We start from the raw sequence: 15,800 nt of genomic DNA on the forward strand, positions 1-15,800 counted from the left end.
CGGTCAGTGGCCTCCGCCGGTGGCCCGGAAACCGCTCGGGACCAGCCACAGGACCAGCAGGGTCACGGCGGCGACAATGCCCGCCGAAACATAGGAGGTGCTGGTCAGCGCGGTGTCGAAGGCGGTGCGGGCCGCGTCCAGGAGGCGTTCCCCGGTCGGGCCCGGCAGGGTCTCGGCGACCTCCTTGGCCCCGCCGATCGACTCCCGGGCGTGCGCCGGGGCGGCGGCCGGCATCCGGGCCGCGTAGACGGCCGCGTGCACCGAGCCGAGCAGGGCCACGCCGAGCCCGACCCCGAGTTCGTACGAGGTCTCCGAGACGGCCCCGGCCTGGCCCGCCCGGTCCGCCGGGACCGCGGACACCAGGACGGCGGCCGCGGAGGTGACGGCCAGTCCGTCGCCGAGGCCGAGGGAGGCAAGGAACACGGCGACATAGCCGTACGAGGTGGGCTGTGGGGCCAGGGCGAGCAGCAGGAAGCCGGCCAGCAGGCCCAGCAGGCCGATGCCCATCACCGCGCGGACCCCGAGACGGTGCAGCAGCCGGGGTGCCAGGAGCGAGCCGAGGAGCATGGCCACGGCCACCGGGAGGGTGCGCAGGCCCGCCTCGAAGGGCGAGTACCCGTGGACGTACTGGAACCACAGCGAGACCAGGAACAGGGCGGCGCCGGCCGCCAGCATGGCCATCAGGGTGACCAGGGCGGCGGCGGTGAACGGCCGGTTCCGGAAGAGCCGTACGTCCAGCAGCGGGTCGGGCAGCCGCAGCTGGCGGCGGGCGAACGCGGCGAGCAGCAGCAGTCCGATGGCCAGCACGGCCAGGTCGGCGGCGGTGGGGGCGCCCTTGGCCACGTGTTTGATGCCCCAGGCGAGCGCCACGATCCCGGTGACGGACAGCAGGGCGCTGGGCCAGTCGAGGCCGTGCGCGCCGGCCGCCTTGAACTCGGGGAGCAGCCGGATCCCGGCCAGTACGGTGACCAGGACGACGGGCACGTTGACCCAGAAGGCGGCGGACCAGCCGTGGCGTTCGACGAGGAATCCGCCGATGAGCGGGCCGATGGCCGCGCCGGCGCCGGCGACGGCGGCCCAGATGCCGATCGCGATGGTGCGTTCGTGCGGATCGGTGAAGATGTTCCGGATCAGCGACAGGGTCGAGGGCATGACCATGGCCCCGCCGACCCCGAGCAGCACCCGGCCGGCGATGAGCGCGGCGGGGCTGGTGGCGGTGGCGGCGACCACGGAGGCCAGGCCGAAGAGCACGAAGCCGACGAGGAAGAGGCGTTTGCGGCCGTAGCGGTCGCCGACGGCTCCGGTGGTGACGAGGAGCCCGCCGAGGACCAGGCCGTAGATGTCGATGATCCACAGCTGTTGCAGGGCGGTGGGGCGCATGTCGTCGATGAGGGAGGGCAGCGCCACGTTGAGGATGGTGGCGTCCATCGCGACCAGCAGCAGGCTGGCGCAGAGCACGGCCAGCATCGCCCAGCGTCCGGAACCGGGGGCACGGGCCACGGGAGGTCCGATCCTTCGGGTGGGCCCCGGGAGGGGCGCAGCGGCGGATGACCCTTATGTGCGGGGTTCGTCCAGATATAGGAGCCGGGGTGTCGGCCCGCAACCGGAGGGCCGCCGCGGAGAACCGGGGGCGGGTGGGCCGTGACCTCGGGCGGGGCCGGTCGTTGAACCCGTCGGTCAAGTGAAGTGCGGCATGGAGAGGCCCCGGGACGTCGTGGTCCCGGGGCCTCTCGCGTCCCGCGTCCCGCGTCGGGTTACGGGCCCTCCGCGCCCAGCAGCCGGGAGTGGGCGGGCGGGAGCTTGGACCACCAGTGGGCGTAGCGGCCGTAGACGGCGGGGTCCCGGGGCGCCAGGAAGGCCGTCAGGTCCCGGGCCTCGGCCGCGAGGGCCTCCCAGGTGCGGTCCGGGAGCGGGTGGAAGGCGGTGGCCTCGATGCCGGTGCCCTCGGGGGCCGGGCGCCAGACTCCGGCCACCCGCCCGTCGACCAGCAGGGTCGGCAGGACATCGCCGTTGCGGCGGATGACCAGGGGCCGGTAGGCGTCGGGCAGGACGCGGGTGCGGTCGGCGTGGGCCAGCAGCACGCTGTCCCACATGGCCATCAGCCGGGGCGGTGCCGGGATCCCGGGGTCCGGTCGGGGGGCGTCCGGGAGGTCGTACAGCTCGGTGCCGTCCGGGCCGGTCAGCCGGACGAGCCGGTCGGCGAGGTCCTTCAGGGCCTGCCGGGCGTCGCCCACCCGGACCGTGGCGAACTGGGCGAGGTCGGCGGCCGAGGCGGGCCCGAAGCCTTCGAGATGGCGCAGCGCCAAGGTCCGCAGGGCGGCCCGGGAGGCCTCGGGGTCGGTGGCCGGAAGCACGGCGGGGGCCCGGTAGGCGGGCCGGTGGCCGAAGGACCAGGGGCCGGCGGTGGGGGCGTGGACCAGCGGGGTGTGGTGGCGCAGGCCCCACCAGGCCCCCGGGTGGGCGGGGGCGTCCGGGCGGGCCTCGGCACTGGCGCTGGTGCTGGCGGCGGACAGCCGGTCGGCCAGCCATGCCTCGCATTCCGCGTTGCCGCGGGGCCGGGCCGTGAAGGCCAGCACCTCGGGGACCAGGGCGTCGGCGTCCTCGGCGGTCAGCCCGGAGGCGGTGAAGCGGCTGCCGAGCCGGGCGGCGCGGATGGTGGGGTGCACGGCGGAGCGGAACACCGGATGGTCCTCGGCGTGCACGGCGTGCAGGGTGATCCGCATCAGGGTGGCCTTGAGCACGGTCCCGTCGGCGAAGGCGGTGTCCAGTGCGGCGGGGTCGAAGCCGGCGAGCCGGTTCCGGAGGGCCAGATAGGGGGACGCGGGCTCCTGGGCCTGGAGGGCGACCACCCGGCGTACGGCCTCGGCCGGGTCCAGGGGCACGCGTTCCAGCAGCAGCTGGCGGGCGAGGGTGGCCCGGCCCAGTTCCGTCGCGGTGATCCTCACCGGGCGCCGCCGCCGGGCCGGTGGAGCCGGTAGCGGAGTTCCAGGGCGGCCGGGTCCTCGCCGACCGGTGCGGCGGCGGGGTCCGGGGTCCAGCCGGCGCGCTCGTAGAAGGCGCGGCCCCGGTCGTTGCGTTCGAAGACCCGGAGGACGGCGTCCACGGTGCCGGTGCCGGTGCGGGACCAGATGCGGAGGGCCTCGGTCATCAGGGCGTGGCCGGTTCCGGCGCCCCAGTGGAGGGGGTCGGTGTAGAGGGCGTAGAGCTCCTGGACGGGTCCGTCCCGCAGGTCCTCCTCGCGGGCCGGGCCCAGGGAGGCGAAGCCGAGGACCCGGCCGTCCGTCTCGGCGACCAGGGTGTGGGCGTCCGGGGCGGCCGGCCCGGCGATCAGGGTCCGCCAGAACTCGGCCCTGCGGTCGGCGTCCAGGCCGGCCAGCTCCCCGGCCGGGAGGATGTGCGCATAGGCGGCGCGCCAGCCGGCCACCTGGATCCCGGCGATGGCGCGGGCGTCGCCGGGCTCGGCCGGCCGGACCCGGGGACCGCCGGGGGCCGGGGCGGGGAGGGTGGGGGGCAAGGTCAGTTCCCGGGGGCGAGGCCGGCGGCGACCAGACCGGCGAGGACGGCCTCGCCGAGGGCCCGGACGGCGGAGTGCGGGCGGACCATCACCGTGAACTCCTTGATCCGGCCGCTCTCGTCGAACTGGAGCAGGTCCATGCCGTGCACCTCCTTGCCGGCCACGGTGGCCCGGAACAGCAGCACCGCGGACGGTGCCTCCGGGGCGCCCGAGGTCATCTCGGCGGCTCCGTCGAGCCGCCCGAGGTAGCGGAAGTCCTCGAAGGTGTCGAGGAGGACCCCGAAGAGGCCCAGCACCGCCGGGCGGCCTTCGAAGGGGCGGAACTTCACCGGGCTGAAGAGGCGCACGTCCTCGGTCAGGAGGTCTTCCAGCGCGGTGAGGTCGCGGGCCTCGACGGCGGCGCGGAACCGGTCGGTGGTTGTCATGGGGCTCCTCTGCGGTGATGATGGTCGGGAATTTGATTAATCAGTTTTTTGAGTATCCATACTGACTATCACGGGTGCGGGTGCGACCGACAGAGGAGGAGGGCGTTCCGATGGCCCTGCGGCATGCCGTGCTGGCGGCGCTGCTGGACGAGGAGCTGAGCGGCTACCAGCTGGCCAAGTCCTTCGACCTGGGCGTGGCCAACTTCTGGCACGCGCTCCCCCAGCAGCTGTACGTGGAGCTGGCCCGGCTGGAGGCGGACGGGCTGGTCGAGGGGCGCGAGGTGGTCCAGGACAGCCGGCCCAACAAGCGGCTGTTCCGGGTGACCGGGGCGGGGGTCCGCGAGCTGGAGAGGTTCGTGGCCGGCTCGGCGAAGCCCTCGTTCATGCGGGACGACCTGGTGGTGATGGTGCAGGCCGCCGACCTGGTGGACGCCGGGGCGGTGATCGCCCGGCTGACCGAGCGGGCGGAGTTCGCCGCGGCGAAGGTGGAGCTGTTCACCGGGCTGCTGGTGAAGCTGCGCGGGGGCCGCCCCGAGGAGGAGTTCCTCCGGGAGGGCGAGCGGATCGGCCCCTATCTGACCTGTCTTCGGGGGCTGGCCTTCGAGCGGGGGAATCTGGACTGGTGCGAACGGACCGCTGCCGTGCTCAGGGCACGGCGGGCGGCGCGTGCGGAGGGATGAGGACCATGCGGTACGTGGCTCTGGGCGACAGCCAGACCGAGGGGCTGGGCGACCCGGACGAGGGCGCGCCGGGCGGGCTGCGCGGGTTCGCCGACCGGCTGGCGGAGCAGTTGGCGGCGCAGCACGGCCCGGAGGTGGTCGAGTACGCGAACCTCGCGGTGCGGGGGCGCCGGGCCGGGGAGGTCCGGGCCGGGCAGCTGGACGCGGCGCTCGCGCTGCGGCCCGATCTGGCGACGGTGGTGGCGGGGGTGAACGACCTGCTGCGGCCGAGGTTCGACCCCGACGAGGTGGCCGCCGAACTGGCGGCCATGTTCGGGGCGCTGACCGCCCAGGGGGCCCGGGTGGCGACGGTGACCTTCCCCGATCTGGGGCGGGTCATTCCGGTGGCCCGGCCGGTGAGCGGCCGGGTGCACGCGCTCAACCGGCGGGTGCGCGCGGCCGCCGACCGGTACGGGGTGCTGGTCGCGGACACGGCCGCCCCGGCGGCGGTGACGGATCCCCGGATGTGGAGCGTGGACCGGCTGCACGCCTCCGCGCTGGGGCACGAGCGGATCGCGGCGGCTCTGGCCGAGGCGCTGGGGCTGCCGGGCAGCGGGAACGACTGGACCCGGCCGCTGCCGCCGCCGGAGGGACCCGCCGCCACCGGCTGGCGGGTGGTGGCGGGCGAGGTGCGCTGGGCCGGAACCTTCCTGGGCCCGTGGCTGGGGCGGCGGCTGCGCGGCCGCTCCTCCGGGGACGACCGGACGGCGAAGCGGCTGGAACTGCGGCCGGTGCCGCCCTTCCGGGCGGCACCGGGTGAACTGCCCCCGGGTGGGCGGCTCCCGGGTGGGCAGCCTCCGGGGCCGGGGCGCCCGGATCAGGGGCGGATGCCGTCGCAGGCGATGTAGAGGTGGCGGGGCCCGCGCAGCACGGCGTTCTGCCGGTAGGGCGGCGGGTCCTCCAGCAGCCGCGGGTTCTCCAGCCGGCGGGCCATCTCGGTGAGCGCGAGCTGGGCCTCCAGCCGGGCCAGCGGGGCGCCGAAGCAGCTGTGGATCCCGCTGCCCAGCCCCAGGTGCTGGATGTCCTTGCGGTACGGGTCGAAGCGGTCCGGATCCTCGAACATCTCCGGGTCCCGGTTGCCGGAGGCCAGCACCAGCCAGATCGAGGACCCCTTGGGAATGGTGACCCCGCGCAGCTCGATGTCGGCCAGTGAGGTGCGCTGCGGCACCAGCTGGACCGGGGGCTCGTAGCGCAGCAGTTCCTCCACCAGCGGCACGGCCAGCCCGGGGTTCTCCCGGAGGTCGGCGAGCACCTCCGGGTGGCGCAGCAGGGTCAGCATCCCGTTGGTGATCAGGTTGACCGTGGTCTCGTGGCCGGCGATCAGCAGCAGGGCGGAGGTGCTGAGCAGCTCCATGGTGGTCATGGTCTCGTCCTGGCCCTGTCCGGCGGCCAGTTGGGACAGCATGTCGTTGCGCGGGCTCTTGCGGCGCTCCTCGATCAGCCCGGCCAGGTACATGCCCAGTTCCATCCGGGCGTCGTGGGTGACCTTCGCCCGGGCCTCCTGGTCGGCGTCCGGATCGGGGTCCAGGCTGGCGGCCAGGGTGTCGGCCCAGACGTGGAAGCGGGCCTCGTCCTCGCGGGGGACGCCCAGCAGCCGGCAGATCACCGTGACCGGGAACGGGTAGGCGACCTGGTCCACCAGGTCGATCCGGTCGGTGGCGCCGATCCCGTCGATCAGCCCGGTGACGATCTCGCCGAGCTCGCCGCGCATGTCCTCGACCCGGTGCGGGGAGTGCGGCGGGCCGAAGGGCCGGTTGGTGATCCGGCGCAGCCGGTCGTGTTCGGGCGGGTCCAGCCGCAGGAAGGCGGGCGGCAGGGCCGAGGACTCCTCCTGCTCCTCGGAGGCCAGCGGGTCCGCGTCCTTGGTGGTCAGGTTGCGGGCGTCGGAGCTGATCCGGGGATCGTGCAGCAGCGCCTGGATGTCGTGGTAGCTGCTGATGACGTACGGGCCGTCGGGCTCGTGGTGGACGGGCGTCCGGCGGAGCTCCGCGTACAGCGGGTAGGGGTTCGGGCGGTTCGCGGGGTCCAGGATCCTGCGCAGGATGGACTCGGGCTCGGTCATGTGCGGCTCCTCCGGGGGCCTCGGTGACGGTCGGCGACGGTCAGTGGCCGGCGGGGGTGAAGGTGAGCCGGCGGTCCGCCGGGGAGTACCCGCTGAGGGTCACGGTGGGGCCGTGCGTGGGCACGGACGGGTCGGGGAAGTCGGCGGGCATCGGGTGCCGGCCCTCGGGCCGCCGGTCCACGTTGTCGAACGGCGGCGGGAAGGGGGCGGTGCTCTCGATCTGCTGCTGGTAGAACTGCAGCCAGCGGCAGTTGTCGAAGGTGACCGCCCCGATGACCCGGCCCTGGTAGCCGTAGACCGCGCTGAACCGGCGTTCCCTGGTGGAGCCCTGGGAGATCATGATCTCGGTGCCCATCGAGGGCACTCCGACGGATTTGATGTTGATGCCGAACTGCGAGGACCAGAAGGCCGGCACCCAGATGTGCGGGCGGCGGTCGGTGCTCTCGCTGAGCATGTTGTGGGCGGCGGTCTCCGCCTGGGAGACCGCGTTGCCCCAGTGCTCCAGAGACAGGAACTGGTAGCCGAACAGCGGGTGCGGGGAGCGGGCGACGTCGCCCGCCGTGTAGATGTCGTCGGTGACGATGCCCCGGATGTCGAAGGCCCGGCAGCCGGCGTCGCAGGCGATGCCCCGGGGGCCGGCGCCCAGACCGGAGCCGGCCAGCCATTCGGTGTTCCGCATCGCGCCGAGCGAGACGATGACCACCTCCGCCTCGATGGTGCTGCCGTCGGAGAGGTGGGCGGCACGGACCCGGCCGGTGCTGTCGCCCTCCAGACCGGTGACCATGACCCCGGTGCGCAGGTCGACGCCGTTCTCCCGGTGGAGTTCGGCCGCGACCTCGCCGATCACCCCGCCGAGGGCACCGACCAGGGGGGCGGCCCCGCGTTCGGCCACGGTGACGTCGATCCCGCGCTCCCGGCAGGCGGAGGCGATCTCGGAGCCGGTGAACCCGGCGCCGATGACCAGGACCCGGCGCGGGCCCTGGTCGAGCCGGCGGGCCAGGGCGGCGCCGTCGTCGCGGGTCCGCAGGACGAACACCCCGTCGAGGTCGGCCTCCGCCGGGTGCGGCCACGGGCGGGCCCGCACCCCGGTGGCGATCAGCAGCCGGTCGTACGGGATCTCGTCGCCGTCGGCCAGCCGGACCCGGCGGGCGGCCATGTCCAGGCCGGCCGCCGCGACGCCGAGCCGCCATTCGGCGGCGATGTCCCGGCGGCGGGGCAGCGCGGTGTGCTCGGCGGTGGCCCGGCCGAGCAGGACCTGCTTGGAGAGCGGCGGCCGGTCGTACGGCTCGTACGGCTCGTCGCCGACCATGGTGAGGGTTCCGGCGAAGCCCTTCTCGCGCAGGGTCTCGGCGGCCCGCAGGCCGGCCAGCGAGGCGCCGACCACCACGATCCGGCCCTCGCGCTTGAGGTGTTCCAGGGCGGCGGATTCAGGCATCGCGGGCCTCCGAGCCACCGGCGCGGGCGGCGGCCGCGGCCATGTCCAGCTCGTCCACCAGGATGGCCTGGACGGGGCAGGCCGCGACGGCCTGGGCCACCCGGGCCCGCTGGGCCTCCTCGGCCTCCGGGTCGTAGAGCAGTCCCTCTTCCCCGTGCATGGCGAAGACGTCCGGCGCGAGGAAGGCGCACTGCGCGTATCCCTGACAGCGGTTGAGATCGACGACAAGTCTCAGCAAGGTGGAATCCTTTCGTGAGCCCCGGCTCCCCACGGGCCCAGCGTGGGGGGTGGGGCCCGCCGCGGCCCGTCCGGGAGGGCCGTCGGAGTGAACGCGGAGGAGTCCGTGCGGGCCGGAGGGGGTCAGGGGGCGAGCGTCCCGGGGGTGCCCGGGGATGCGGGGGACCCCGGATCCCCCGCGGCGCCGGGCGGCGACGGGGCGGGGGTGGTCCGGGCCGCGCGCAGGATGTACAGGCTGACGACCAGCGCCCAGGCCGGGAAGACCAGCTCGAACCAGGGGGCGGCGGAGCCCACGGTCAGCAGGACCAGCCCGACCAGGAAGCCGAGGGCGGTCAGCGGGCGCGGGAGGACCCCGAGCCGCCGGCCGATGGTGGAGGTGGAGAAGACGAAGACGGCCGCCATCCGCATCGCGTAGGTCATCAGCAGCGTGTACGCGTAGTGCCGGCCGAACTCGGAGCTCCGGTCGGAGCCGAGGACGGTGCCGGCCGCGGCGGCGGACCCGTAGAGGGTGGCCACGAAGACCAGTCCGCTGCCCAGGAACACGGTGACGACGAAACGGTCCTCGGCCTCCCCGGTGTGCTCGCGCAGGGCGCCCATGAACCAGAGGAAGGCGATCCCGGCGAAGGGCACCAGCTGGAGTGCCCAGGTGACGGCGTCGCGCTGGGAGGCGTCGAGCGGGGTGTCGCCGTCGGCCGCGTCGGCGGGCAGGGCGGTCCGGACGAGCACGATCGCCGTGGCGAGCAGCACGGCGAAGGCGATGCCGGCGATGCCGGCGGCCCGGGGGGTGCGCAACGGATGGGGCTCGTGCGGCTTCGGGGTGCGTCTCGTCCTCATTCGTCCAGCAAGCCGAAGCGGGCTCCCGGGTGCCAGCGGGGGCGCTCGCCCGGGTGACGACCGTACGGGCTATTGGTCTGGACCTTGACAGGTCCAGACCAATAGCGGTTGAGTGGAGGAGTTGCCTCCGCCACGGCAACTCCCCCCACCCAAGGAGTAGTTACGTGATGCGTGCACTCAGCCGACGCGCCCTCTCGCTGGCCGCCACCGCAGCCGCCGTCATCGGACTGTCCGTCGCCCTGCCCGCCACCCCCGCGGCGGCAGCGGCCTGCGCCTCCCCCTGGTCCACCTCCGCCGTCTACACCGGCGGCATGACGATCTCCCACGGCGGCCACAACTGGCAGGCCAAGTGGTGGACCCAGGGCGAGACCCCGGGCACCACCGGACAGTGGGGCGTCTGGGCCGACCAGGGCAGCTGTGGGGGCGGGGGCGGCCAGGACCCCGACCCCGACCCGTCCGGATTCGTGGTCAGCCAGGCCCAGTTCGACCAGATGTTCCCGAACCGGAACCCCTTCTACACGTACCAGGGGCTGGTCAACGCCCTCTCCGCCTACCCCGCCTTCGCCAAGACCGGCGACGAGACCACCAAGCGCCGGGAGGCCGCGGCCTTCCTCGCCAACGTCTCGCACGAGACCGGCGGCCTGGTGCACATCGTCGAGCAGAACACCGCCAACTACCCCCACTACTGCGACCGCAACCAGCCCTACGGCTGCCCGGCCGGCCAGGCCGCCTACTACGGCCGCGGCCCGATCCAGCTCAGCTGGAACTTCAACTACAAGGCCGCGGGCGACGCCCTCGGCATCAACCTGCTGGCCAACCCCTACCTGGTCGAGCAGGACCCGGCCATCGCCATGAAGACCGCCCTCTGGTACTGGAACACCCAGAACGGCCCCGGCACCATGACCGGGCACGCGGCCATGGTCAACGGCGCCGGCTTCGGCGAGACCATCCGCTCCATCAACGGGGCGCTGGAATGCAACGGCGGCAACCCCGCCCAGGTGCAGAGCCGGGTCAACAAGTACCAGCAGTTCACCCAGCTCCTGGGCACGACCCCGGGCTCCAACCTGACCTGCTGACCGGAGGACCGGCCGGGTGACCGACTGGTCCCGCGACCGAGTGATCGTGTGATCAGGGCTGCGGGCGGATCAGCACCTCGCTGCCGACCGGGGTGAACCCGACGGCGAGGAAGGCCCGCAGCGAACGCGAGTTCCCCGGGGAGACGGCCGCGAAGACCGGCTCCCCGGCCGGGACCAGGGTGAGCGCGTCGAGCAGCAGGGACCGGCCGATGCCCCGGCCGGCCTTCTGCCCGGTCTCCTCGTCGAGGGCGATCCCGATCTCCCGCCGCCCGGCGAGCCCGCGGCCCACGGTGACGAAGCCCCGTTCGTCACCGTGCACCCGCACGTCGGCGCGGACCGAGCGGGCGTGCCGGACCCGGGGGTGGTCGTCCCGGTCGTCCCGGAGCCCCAGCGCGGCGTCGGATCCGTCGGCGGCACCCGAGCCGCGGGCGACCAGACTGCAGTCGGTCACACCGACCCAGCCGGCGGGCCCGGCCAGATGGCGCAGGAAGTCGGGGGCATGCGAGAGGCCGAACCCGTCGGGCCCCTGCGCCAGCACCTCCTCGGCGGGCAGCCGGGTGGCCACGTAGGCGTGGCCGGTGAACGCGAAGGAGCACTCCAGCCCGCCCGCGAACGGCGGCAGCACGGTCACCCCGCCGTCGATCTCCGGGAACCGGCCGTCGGCGGCCGCGAGCAGGTGGCCGAGCAGCGGGTGCGCGGCCCGCGGGGCGGCCGGGGCAGCCGAGGTGGCCGGGGCGGCCGGGGTGTTCGCTTCGGTGTTCCTCATGGACGGAACGTTAGCCAGTGGCTGGACCGGCGGGGCCGCCGGGGTGCCCGGCAGGGCGTACGCTCGGCGGATGGCGAAGTACTTTGACGTGCACCCCGAGAACCCGCAGCCGCGCACCCTCAGCAGCGTGGCCGAGACGATCCGCTCCGGAGGGCTGATCGCATACCCCACGGACTCCTGTTTCGCGCTGGGATGCCAGCTCGGCAACCGTGAGGGGATCAACCGGATCCGGTCCATCCGCAACCTGGACGACCGCCACCACTTCACCCTGGTGTGCCAGAACTTCGCCCAGCTGGGCCGGTTCGTGCACATCGACAACGACGTGTTCCGGGCGGTCAAGGGCGCCACCCCCGGCGCCTACACCTTCATCCTGAAGGCCACCGGCGAGGTGCCCAAGCAGCTGCTCCACCCGAAGAAGAAGACGGTGGGCGTGCGGATCCCCGAGCACGTGGTGACCCAGGCGCTGCTCGCCGAACTCGGCGAGCCGCTGCTCTCCAGCACCCTGCTGCTGCCCGACGAGGAGGAGCCGCTCACCCAGGGCTGGGAGATCAAGGAGCGGCTGGACCACGTGGTCGACGCCGTGATCGACTCCGGGGACTGCGGCACCAAACCCACCACGGTGATCGACTTCTCCGAGGGCGAGGCCGAGATCGTCCGGCGGGGCGCCGGGGACACCTCCCGGTTCGAGTAGCCGGACCGGCCCTCGCGGCCCCGGCACGCCCCGTTCGCTACGGCCAGAGGAGCTCCCGGGTCCACTCCTCCCCGGGGACGGGGGCGGCGGCCTGGGCGGGGGCGGCCGGACGGCGGTAGCGGAGGCGGACGTGCCGGCGCGCGGCGTCGCCCTGGAAGAACTCGACCTCCTCGGGCCAAAGCGCATAGCGGGTCCAGGTGGGCGCCGGCGCCCCGGGCTCCCGTCCCGCCCGCTCCCAGGCGGCGTCCGCAGCCCTCGCCAACTCCTCGGCGGAGGAGAGCACTTCGCTCTGGCGGCCGGTGATCGCCGCCGCCAGGGCACCGCGCGAGCGGACCGCCAGATCGGCCCGGCTCTCGGCGGGCCCGGCGGCCTCCACCCGGCCGCGGACCCGGACCTGCCGGGCCACGGCGGGCCAGTAGAAGACCAGGGCGGCCTCCGGCCGGGCCGCCAGCTGGCGGCCCTTGGCGCTGGTGGAGTGGGTGGCGAAGTGGAATCCCCGGTCGTCCGCCTCGTGCAGCATCACGATCCGCGCGTCCGGCCGTCCTTCGGGGCCGGCGGTGGCCAGGGTCATGGTGTGCGGCTCGGTCTGGCCCGCCCCGGCGGCGTGCACGAACCACTCCCGGAACAGGGGCAGCGGGTCGGCGGGCGCCGAGGCGGCCTCGAACCGGGGCAGTTCGGTGTCCCAGACGCGCAGGGAGCGCAGGGTGGCGTGGAACGCACTGGTGCTCATGGGGACATCGAACACCATCCGCCCGCGGTCCCCGGAGTCAGTTGTTGTCGCTGTCGTCGTCCTCGCCGTCGTCGTCGGAGTCCGTGGAGAGGGTGGCCTTGCCGCTGGTGGGGTCGACATGGACGTGCTGGGTGCGGCCGTCGGAGGTCCTGATCTCCACGTCCCAGTAGTTGGTGCCCGGGTCGTTGTCGTCGTCATCGTCCCAGTCCACCGAGACCACCTGGCCGGCCTGGGCGGCGAGGGCCGCCTTCATGGCCTGGGCCGCGTTCACCTTGGCCGAGGTCAGGGCCTTGTACTCGCCGCTGTCGCCGTCCCGGTCGGTGTTCTCGGTGGTGACCTTGCCGTTGCCCGCGTTCACCAGGAGTTCGGCGTGGCCGCCGTTCTTCCCGATCACGTCCACGTGCCAGACGGAACCGTCCCGGTCCAGGGACTCCACGGCTCCGGGGTAGTGCTTGAGCGCTGCCGCCACCGCCGCCTCGGCGGTGATGTCGGCACGGGCGGCGGCGGTGGCCGCGGCCGGGGACCTGGTCGTGTCGGCGGTGGCCGCCGCGGCTGCCGCCACCGGGCCTCCCGCCAGCAGGACCGCGGCCGCGGCCGCCGAGACGTATCCGCTGCGATGCATGGCTGACCTCCTCCGGCCGGCCGGCACTCCGGCGGTTGCCCGGGGTTCGGCCGGCAGCGGGCGTTACCGGCCATTGTCCCGTCAGCGGGCGTCGCCGTGCCAGTCGAACCGGCCGGGGTCGCCGGGGCGCGCCCTGTACTGGGCCCGGCCGCCCGGGCCGTAGCGGCCGATCTCCGTCATCAGCAGGGCTCCCTCCGCGCGCTCGCCGGGGGTCCACCCGGTCACGTCCAGGAGCAGGCCGTCGAGGGGGCCGCCGACCAGCTCGGCGTAGTCGTGTCCGGGGCGGGGGCCCGGGTCGGGGTCTTCGTGGTCGGCGCCGTAGACGCGCCCGCGCATGATCTGCTCGTCCATGCCGCCACCATGCCAGCCGGCACTGACAGTCGGCGTCGGCCGTCGGCCGCGGGAGGCGGCTGTCGGTGCGGGCTGTCGGCGGCGGACTCAGGCGAGCTCGGCGCGGGCCACCCAGTGGTGGTCGTGGGGCGGGCAGAGACGGGCGGGGGGCGCGGGCAGCCAGGCGCACTCCCCCGCGGCCAACTGCCGCAGGGTGTAGGCCTCGGCCCGCCAGCCGTGGTCGGCGAGGAACCCGCCGAAGTCCTCCAGCCCCAGTTGGAAGGCGGAGCCCCGGGACCTCATGAACTCCAGGAAGCGGGCGTTGGCGGGGTCCCGGTAGAACGCGGCGTGCGGTGCGTCCACGAGCAGCTGCGAGCCGCGCCCGGAGGCCTTCCCGAGGTTCTCGACCAGCCGGGTGAAGTGCTCCCGCTCCAGGTAGGGCAGCAGCCCCTCGACGATCCAGACGGTGGGCAGTGCCGGATCGTGGCCGGCCGCCGCCAGCCGCTCCGGCCAGCCGTCCTGCCTCAGGTCCCCGCTGAGGGAGATCCGGCGGCAGCTCAGCTGTTCCTCGACGGGTGCCAGCAGCGCCTCCTTGGCGGCCGACTGGCCCGGTAGGTCCATCTCGTAGAACCGGGTCGTGGCGGGCAGGTCCAGGCGCCAGGCGCGGGTGTCGCCGCCCGCCGCGAGACACACCACCTGGGTGATGCCCTCGGCCACCGCCCGGCGGAGCGCGATGTCCCCGAACCGGCCCCGGACGATGACGGATCCGATGGTGCCGCCGGCGTCCAGGGCCTCCCGGGCCATCGCCCGGGAGCCGGGGGTGCTCAGCAGGGCGGCGTGCCGGTCCACCAGATAGGCGTCGGGGCGCTCGGTCTCCATCGCCCTGATGACGGCGGTGATGAAGCTGGTCTCCTTGACGGCCGCGGACCTGTCGTCCCGGCGGGCGGTCTCCGTCACTGTGCGCTCCTGGTGTCGCGTCGCCCGATGGCGGACTGCTGGCGTTGACCGACGGACAGCGTGGGCCGGGTGTTCACCCAGGCCTGGTCGAACTTCCCCGTCGTGGCATAGCTGTGGGAGATCTCGGCGAGTTCCTCCTCGCTGAAGACCTCCTCGATCCGGTCGAACCCCCCGGGGGCCCGCTGGTGGGCGAGGGTGAGCACCCGCTCCGGTCCCATGGAGCGGTTGCTGTGCTGGAGTTCGGTCATCTGCGGGCGGCGTTCGTCCTCGTACGCGCGCAGGGCGGCGGCCGGGTCGGAGTGCCGGGCGAGGTGCCAGGCGAGCACCCGGGCGTCGATGACGGACTGGGTGGCGCCGTTGGATCCGGCCGGGTACATGGCGTGGGCGGCGTCGCCCAGGAGGGTGGTCCCGCCGCGGGTCCACCAGGGCAGCGGGTCCCGGTCGGTCATGGGGTACCGCTGGATGCCGGTCGTGGCGTCGAGCAGCCCGGGCAGGTCGACTCCCGGGGGCGTCCAGTCGCCGAACCGGCCGAGGACCGCCGCCCGTCCGGCCCGGTCCCGCTCGGGGCCGGAGGCGGCGGGTGCGGCATCCGATCCGTACGTGCCGTCCGTGGCTCCGGCCGCTTCCGTGACGTCCGGGACTTCCGGGACCTCCGGGAGCTCCGAGTCCGGTAACGCGGCGACCCAGTTGATCAGGGTGCGGCCGGTGGCCGGGTCGCGGTCGATCGGGTAGAGGACGAGCCTGCGGCGGTCGTCGCCCAGGACGGCCATCGAGCTTCCGGTGAGGAAGGGTTCGCCCCAGGCGGTGCCCCGGTAGAGGGTGGTCCCGTTGCCGGGGGGCGGTCCCTCGCCGGGGTGCAGGGTGGCGCGAACGGCCGAGTGGATGCCGTCGGCGCCGAGCAGGAGGTCGGAGTCCGCGGTCCGGCGGGAGCCGTCGCGCGCGGTGAGGACGGCGCGGGTCCGGCCGCCGGGCCCGGGGCCCAGGGCGGTGAGCCGGGCGTCGGTGACCAGGGCCCGGTCGCCCAGTCTGCGGCGGACCTCGGCGGCCAGGGCCAGGACGAGGACCGACCGGGATATGGAGAGCTGGGGCCAGGCGTAGCCGGCCGACCGTCCGCGGTCCTCCCGCCAGACCAGCTCGCCGCGCGGGCTGTACATGGCCAGTTCGCGGGTGGGGACCGAGCGCCGGAGCAGGGTGTCCAGCAGTCCGAGCTCGGCGAGCTCGCGGACGGCGTTGGGGAGGATGTTCAGCCCCAGGCCGAGCGAGCGGATGCGGGGGTCGGCCTCGAAGACGGTGATGTCCTCGAATCCGGCGTCGTGGAGGGCGATCGCGGAGGCCAGTCCGGCTATTCCGGAGCCGACGATCGTGAACGTCAGCGGCCGTGTCATCGGGGTCATCAGGTCAC

Annotated in this window: 18 protein-coding genes; 4 read left to right on the forward strand and 14 right to left on the reverse strand. The window is 74.2% G+C overall.

Annotated features, from left to right (window positions below; translation table 11 throughout):
- Positions 1 to 3: 3 nt before the first annotated feature.
- The 4 genes from ACZ50K_RS23205 to ACZ50K_RS23220 form a co-directional block, all read right to left on the reverse strand.
- Entirely contained in the window at positions 4 to 1,500 is a 1,497-nt protein-coding gene (locus ACZ50K_RS23205; RefSeq protein ID WP_468906098.1) for an MFS transporter, read from the reverse strand.
- A 254-nt stretch (positions 1,501 to 1,754) separates the two neighbouring features.
- On the reverse strand, positions 1,755 to 2,945 hold the full coding sequence (locus ACZ50K_RS23210) for a winged helix DNA-binding domain-containing protein (RefSeq protein ID WP_468906100.1): 1,191 nt from the start codon (positions 2,943 to 2,945) through the stop codon (positions 1,755 to 1,757).
- Positions 2,942 to 3,514 carry a GNAT family N-acetyltransferase gene (locus ACZ50K_RS23215; protein WP_468906102.1) on the reverse strand — a complete coding sequence of 191 codons (573 nt, stop codon included), beginning with the start codon at positions 3,512 to 3,514 and terminating at the stop codon, positions 2,942 to 2,944. The genes ACZ50K_RS23210 and ACZ50K_RS23215 overlap by 4 nt, the downstream gene beginning before the upstream one ends.
- 2 nt (positions 3,515 to 3,516) lie before the next feature.
- Positions 3,517 to 3,939 (reverse strand): nuclear transport factor 2 family protein, encoded by a 423-nt coding sequence (locus ACZ50K_RS23220; RefSeq protein ID WP_468906104.1) that lies wholly within the window; start codon positions 3,937 to 3,939, stop codon positions 3,517 to 3,519.
- A gap of 110 nt (positions 3,940 to 4,049) precedes the next feature.
- Between ACZ50K_RS23220 and ACZ50K_RS23225 the strand changes: the two genes are divergently transcribed.
- Both ACZ50K_RS23225 and ACZ50K_RS23230 read left to right on the forward strand, forming a co-directional pair.
- Positions 4,050 to 4,619 (forward strand): PadR family transcriptional regulator, encoded by a 570-nt coding sequence (locus ACZ50K_RS23225; protein WP_468906106.1) that lies wholly within the window; start codon positions 4,050 to 4,052, stop codon positions 4,617 to 4,619.
- 5 nt (positions 4,620 to 4,624) lie between these two features.
- The gene (locus ACZ50K_RS23230) at positions 4,625 to 5,506 is read left to right on the forward strand and encodes an SGNH/GDSL hydrolase family protein (RefSeq protein ID WP_468906108.1); all 882 of its coding nucleotides are present in this window, start codon (positions 4,625 to 4,627) and stop codon (positions 5,504 to 5,506) included.
- Here the strand turns inward: ACZ50K_RS23230 and ACZ50K_RS23235 are convergent.
- The 4 genes from ACZ50K_RS23235 to ACZ50K_RS23250 form a co-directional block, all read right to left on the reverse strand.
- Positions 5,476 to 6,720: a cytochrome P450 gene (locus tag ACZ50K_RS23235; RefSeq protein WP_468906110.1), complete on the reverse strand. Its 1,245-nt coding sequence runs from the start codon at positions 6,718 to 6,720 to the stop codon at positions 5,476 to 5,478. The genes ACZ50K_RS23230 and ACZ50K_RS23235 overlap by 31 nt on opposite strands.
- Positions 6,721 to 6,760: 40 nt before the next feature.
- Positions 6,761 to 8,155, reverse strand: coding sequence for an NAD(P)/FAD-dependent oxidoreductase (locus ACZ50K_RS23240; protein ID WP_468906112.1), 1,395 nt, complete (start codon positions 8,153 to 8,155; stop codon positions 6,761 to 6,763).
- Positions 8,148 to 8,390 carry a ferredoxin gene (locus ACZ50K_RS23245; protein ID WP_468906657.1) on the reverse strand — a complete coding sequence of 81 codons (243 nt, stop codon included), beginning with the start codon at positions 8,388 to 8,390 and terminating at the stop codon, positions 8,148 to 8,150. The genes ACZ50K_RS23240 and ACZ50K_RS23245 overlap by 8 nt, the downstream gene beginning before the upstream one ends.
- A 125-nt stretch (positions 8,391 to 8,515) precedes the next feature.
- The gene (locus ACZ50K_RS23250; RefSeq protein WP_468906114.1) at positions 8,516 to 9,226 is read right to left on the reverse strand and encodes a hypothetical protein; all 711 of its coding nucleotides are present in this window, start codon (positions 9,224 to 9,226) and stop codon (positions 8,516 to 8,518) included.
- A 167-nt stretch (positions 9,227 to 9,393) separates the two neighbouring features.
- Between ACZ50K_RS23250 and ACZ50K_RS23255 the strand changes: the two genes are divergently transcribed.
- A complete protein-coding gene (locus ACZ50K_RS23255; RefSeq protein WP_468906116.1) occupies positions 9,394 to 10,302 on the forward strand; it encodes a glycoside hydrolase family 19 protein in 909 nt (302 codons plus the stop codon).
- 52 nt (positions 10,303 to 10,354) lie between these two features.
- Here ACZ50K_RS23255 and ACZ50K_RS23260 read toward each other — a convergent pair whose 3' ends face one another.
- On the reverse strand, positions 10,355 to 11,068 hold the full coding sequence (locus tag ACZ50K_RS23260) for a hypothetical protein (RefSeq protein ID WP_468906119.1): 714 nt from the start codon (positions 11,066 to 11,068) through the stop codon (positions 10,355 to 10,357).
- A 70-nt stretch (positions 11,069 to 11,138) separates the two neighbouring features.
- Here ACZ50K_RS23260 and ACZ50K_RS23265 point away from each other — a divergent pair, with 70 nt between their 5' ends.
- Positions 11,139 to 11,759, forward strand: coding sequence for an L-threonylcarbamoyladenylate synthase (locus ACZ50K_RS23265; protein WP_468906121.1), 621 nt, complete (start codon positions 11,139 to 11,141; stop codon positions 11,757 to 11,759).
- A 37-nt stretch (positions 11,760 to 11,796) separates the two neighbouring features.
- On the opposite strand, the gene ACZ50K_RS23270 is transcribed toward ACZ50K_RS23265, so the two are convergent.
- The 5 genes from ACZ50K_RS23270 to ACZ50K_RS23290 all read right to left on the reverse strand — a co-directional run bounded on the left by ACZ50K_RS23270 (position 11,797) and on the right by ACZ50K_RS23290 (position 15,792).
- On the reverse strand, positions 11,797 to 12,489 hold the full coding sequence (locus ACZ50K_RS23270) for a pyridoxine/pyridoxamine 5'-phosphate oxidase (RefSeq protein ID WP_468906124.1): 693 nt from the start codon (positions 12,487 to 12,489) through the stop codon (positions 11,797 to 11,799).
- 37 nt (positions 12,490 to 12,526) lie between these two features.
- Positions 12,527 to 13,111: a PepSY domain-containing protein gene (locus tag ACZ50K_RS23275; RefSeq protein WP_468906126.1), complete on the reverse strand. Its 585-nt coding sequence runs from the start codon at positions 13,109 to 13,111 to the stop codon at positions 12,527 to 12,529.
- Between the two features lie 81 nt (positions 13,112 to 13,192).
- The gene (locus ACZ50K_RS23280; RefSeq protein WP_468906129.1) at positions 13,193 to 13,462 is read right to left on the reverse strand and encodes a hypothetical protein; all 270 of its coding nucleotides are present in this window, start codon (positions 13,460 to 13,462) and stop codon (positions 13,193 to 13,195) included.
- Positions 13,463 to 13,549: 87 nt separating this feature from the next.
- Complete coding sequence (locus ACZ50K_RS23285; RefSeq protein ID WP_468906131.1) at positions 13,550 to 14,398, reverse strand: class I SAM-dependent methyltransferase; 849 nt, start codon at positions 14,396 to 14,398, stop codon at positions 13,550 to 13,552.
- Positions 14,395 to 15,792 (reverse strand): FAD-dependent monooxygenase, encoded by a 1,398-nt coding sequence (locus ACZ50K_RS23290; RefSeq protein WP_468906133.1) that lies wholly within the window; start codon positions 15,790 to 15,792, stop codon positions 14,395 to 14,397. Before ACZ50K_RS23290 ends, ACZ50K_RS23285 begins: the two co-directional genes overlap by 4 nt.
- Between the last annotated feature and the right edge of the window lie 8 nt (positions 15,793 to 15,800).

Source organism: Streptomyces sp. NPDC033845, from assembly GCF_055576225.1.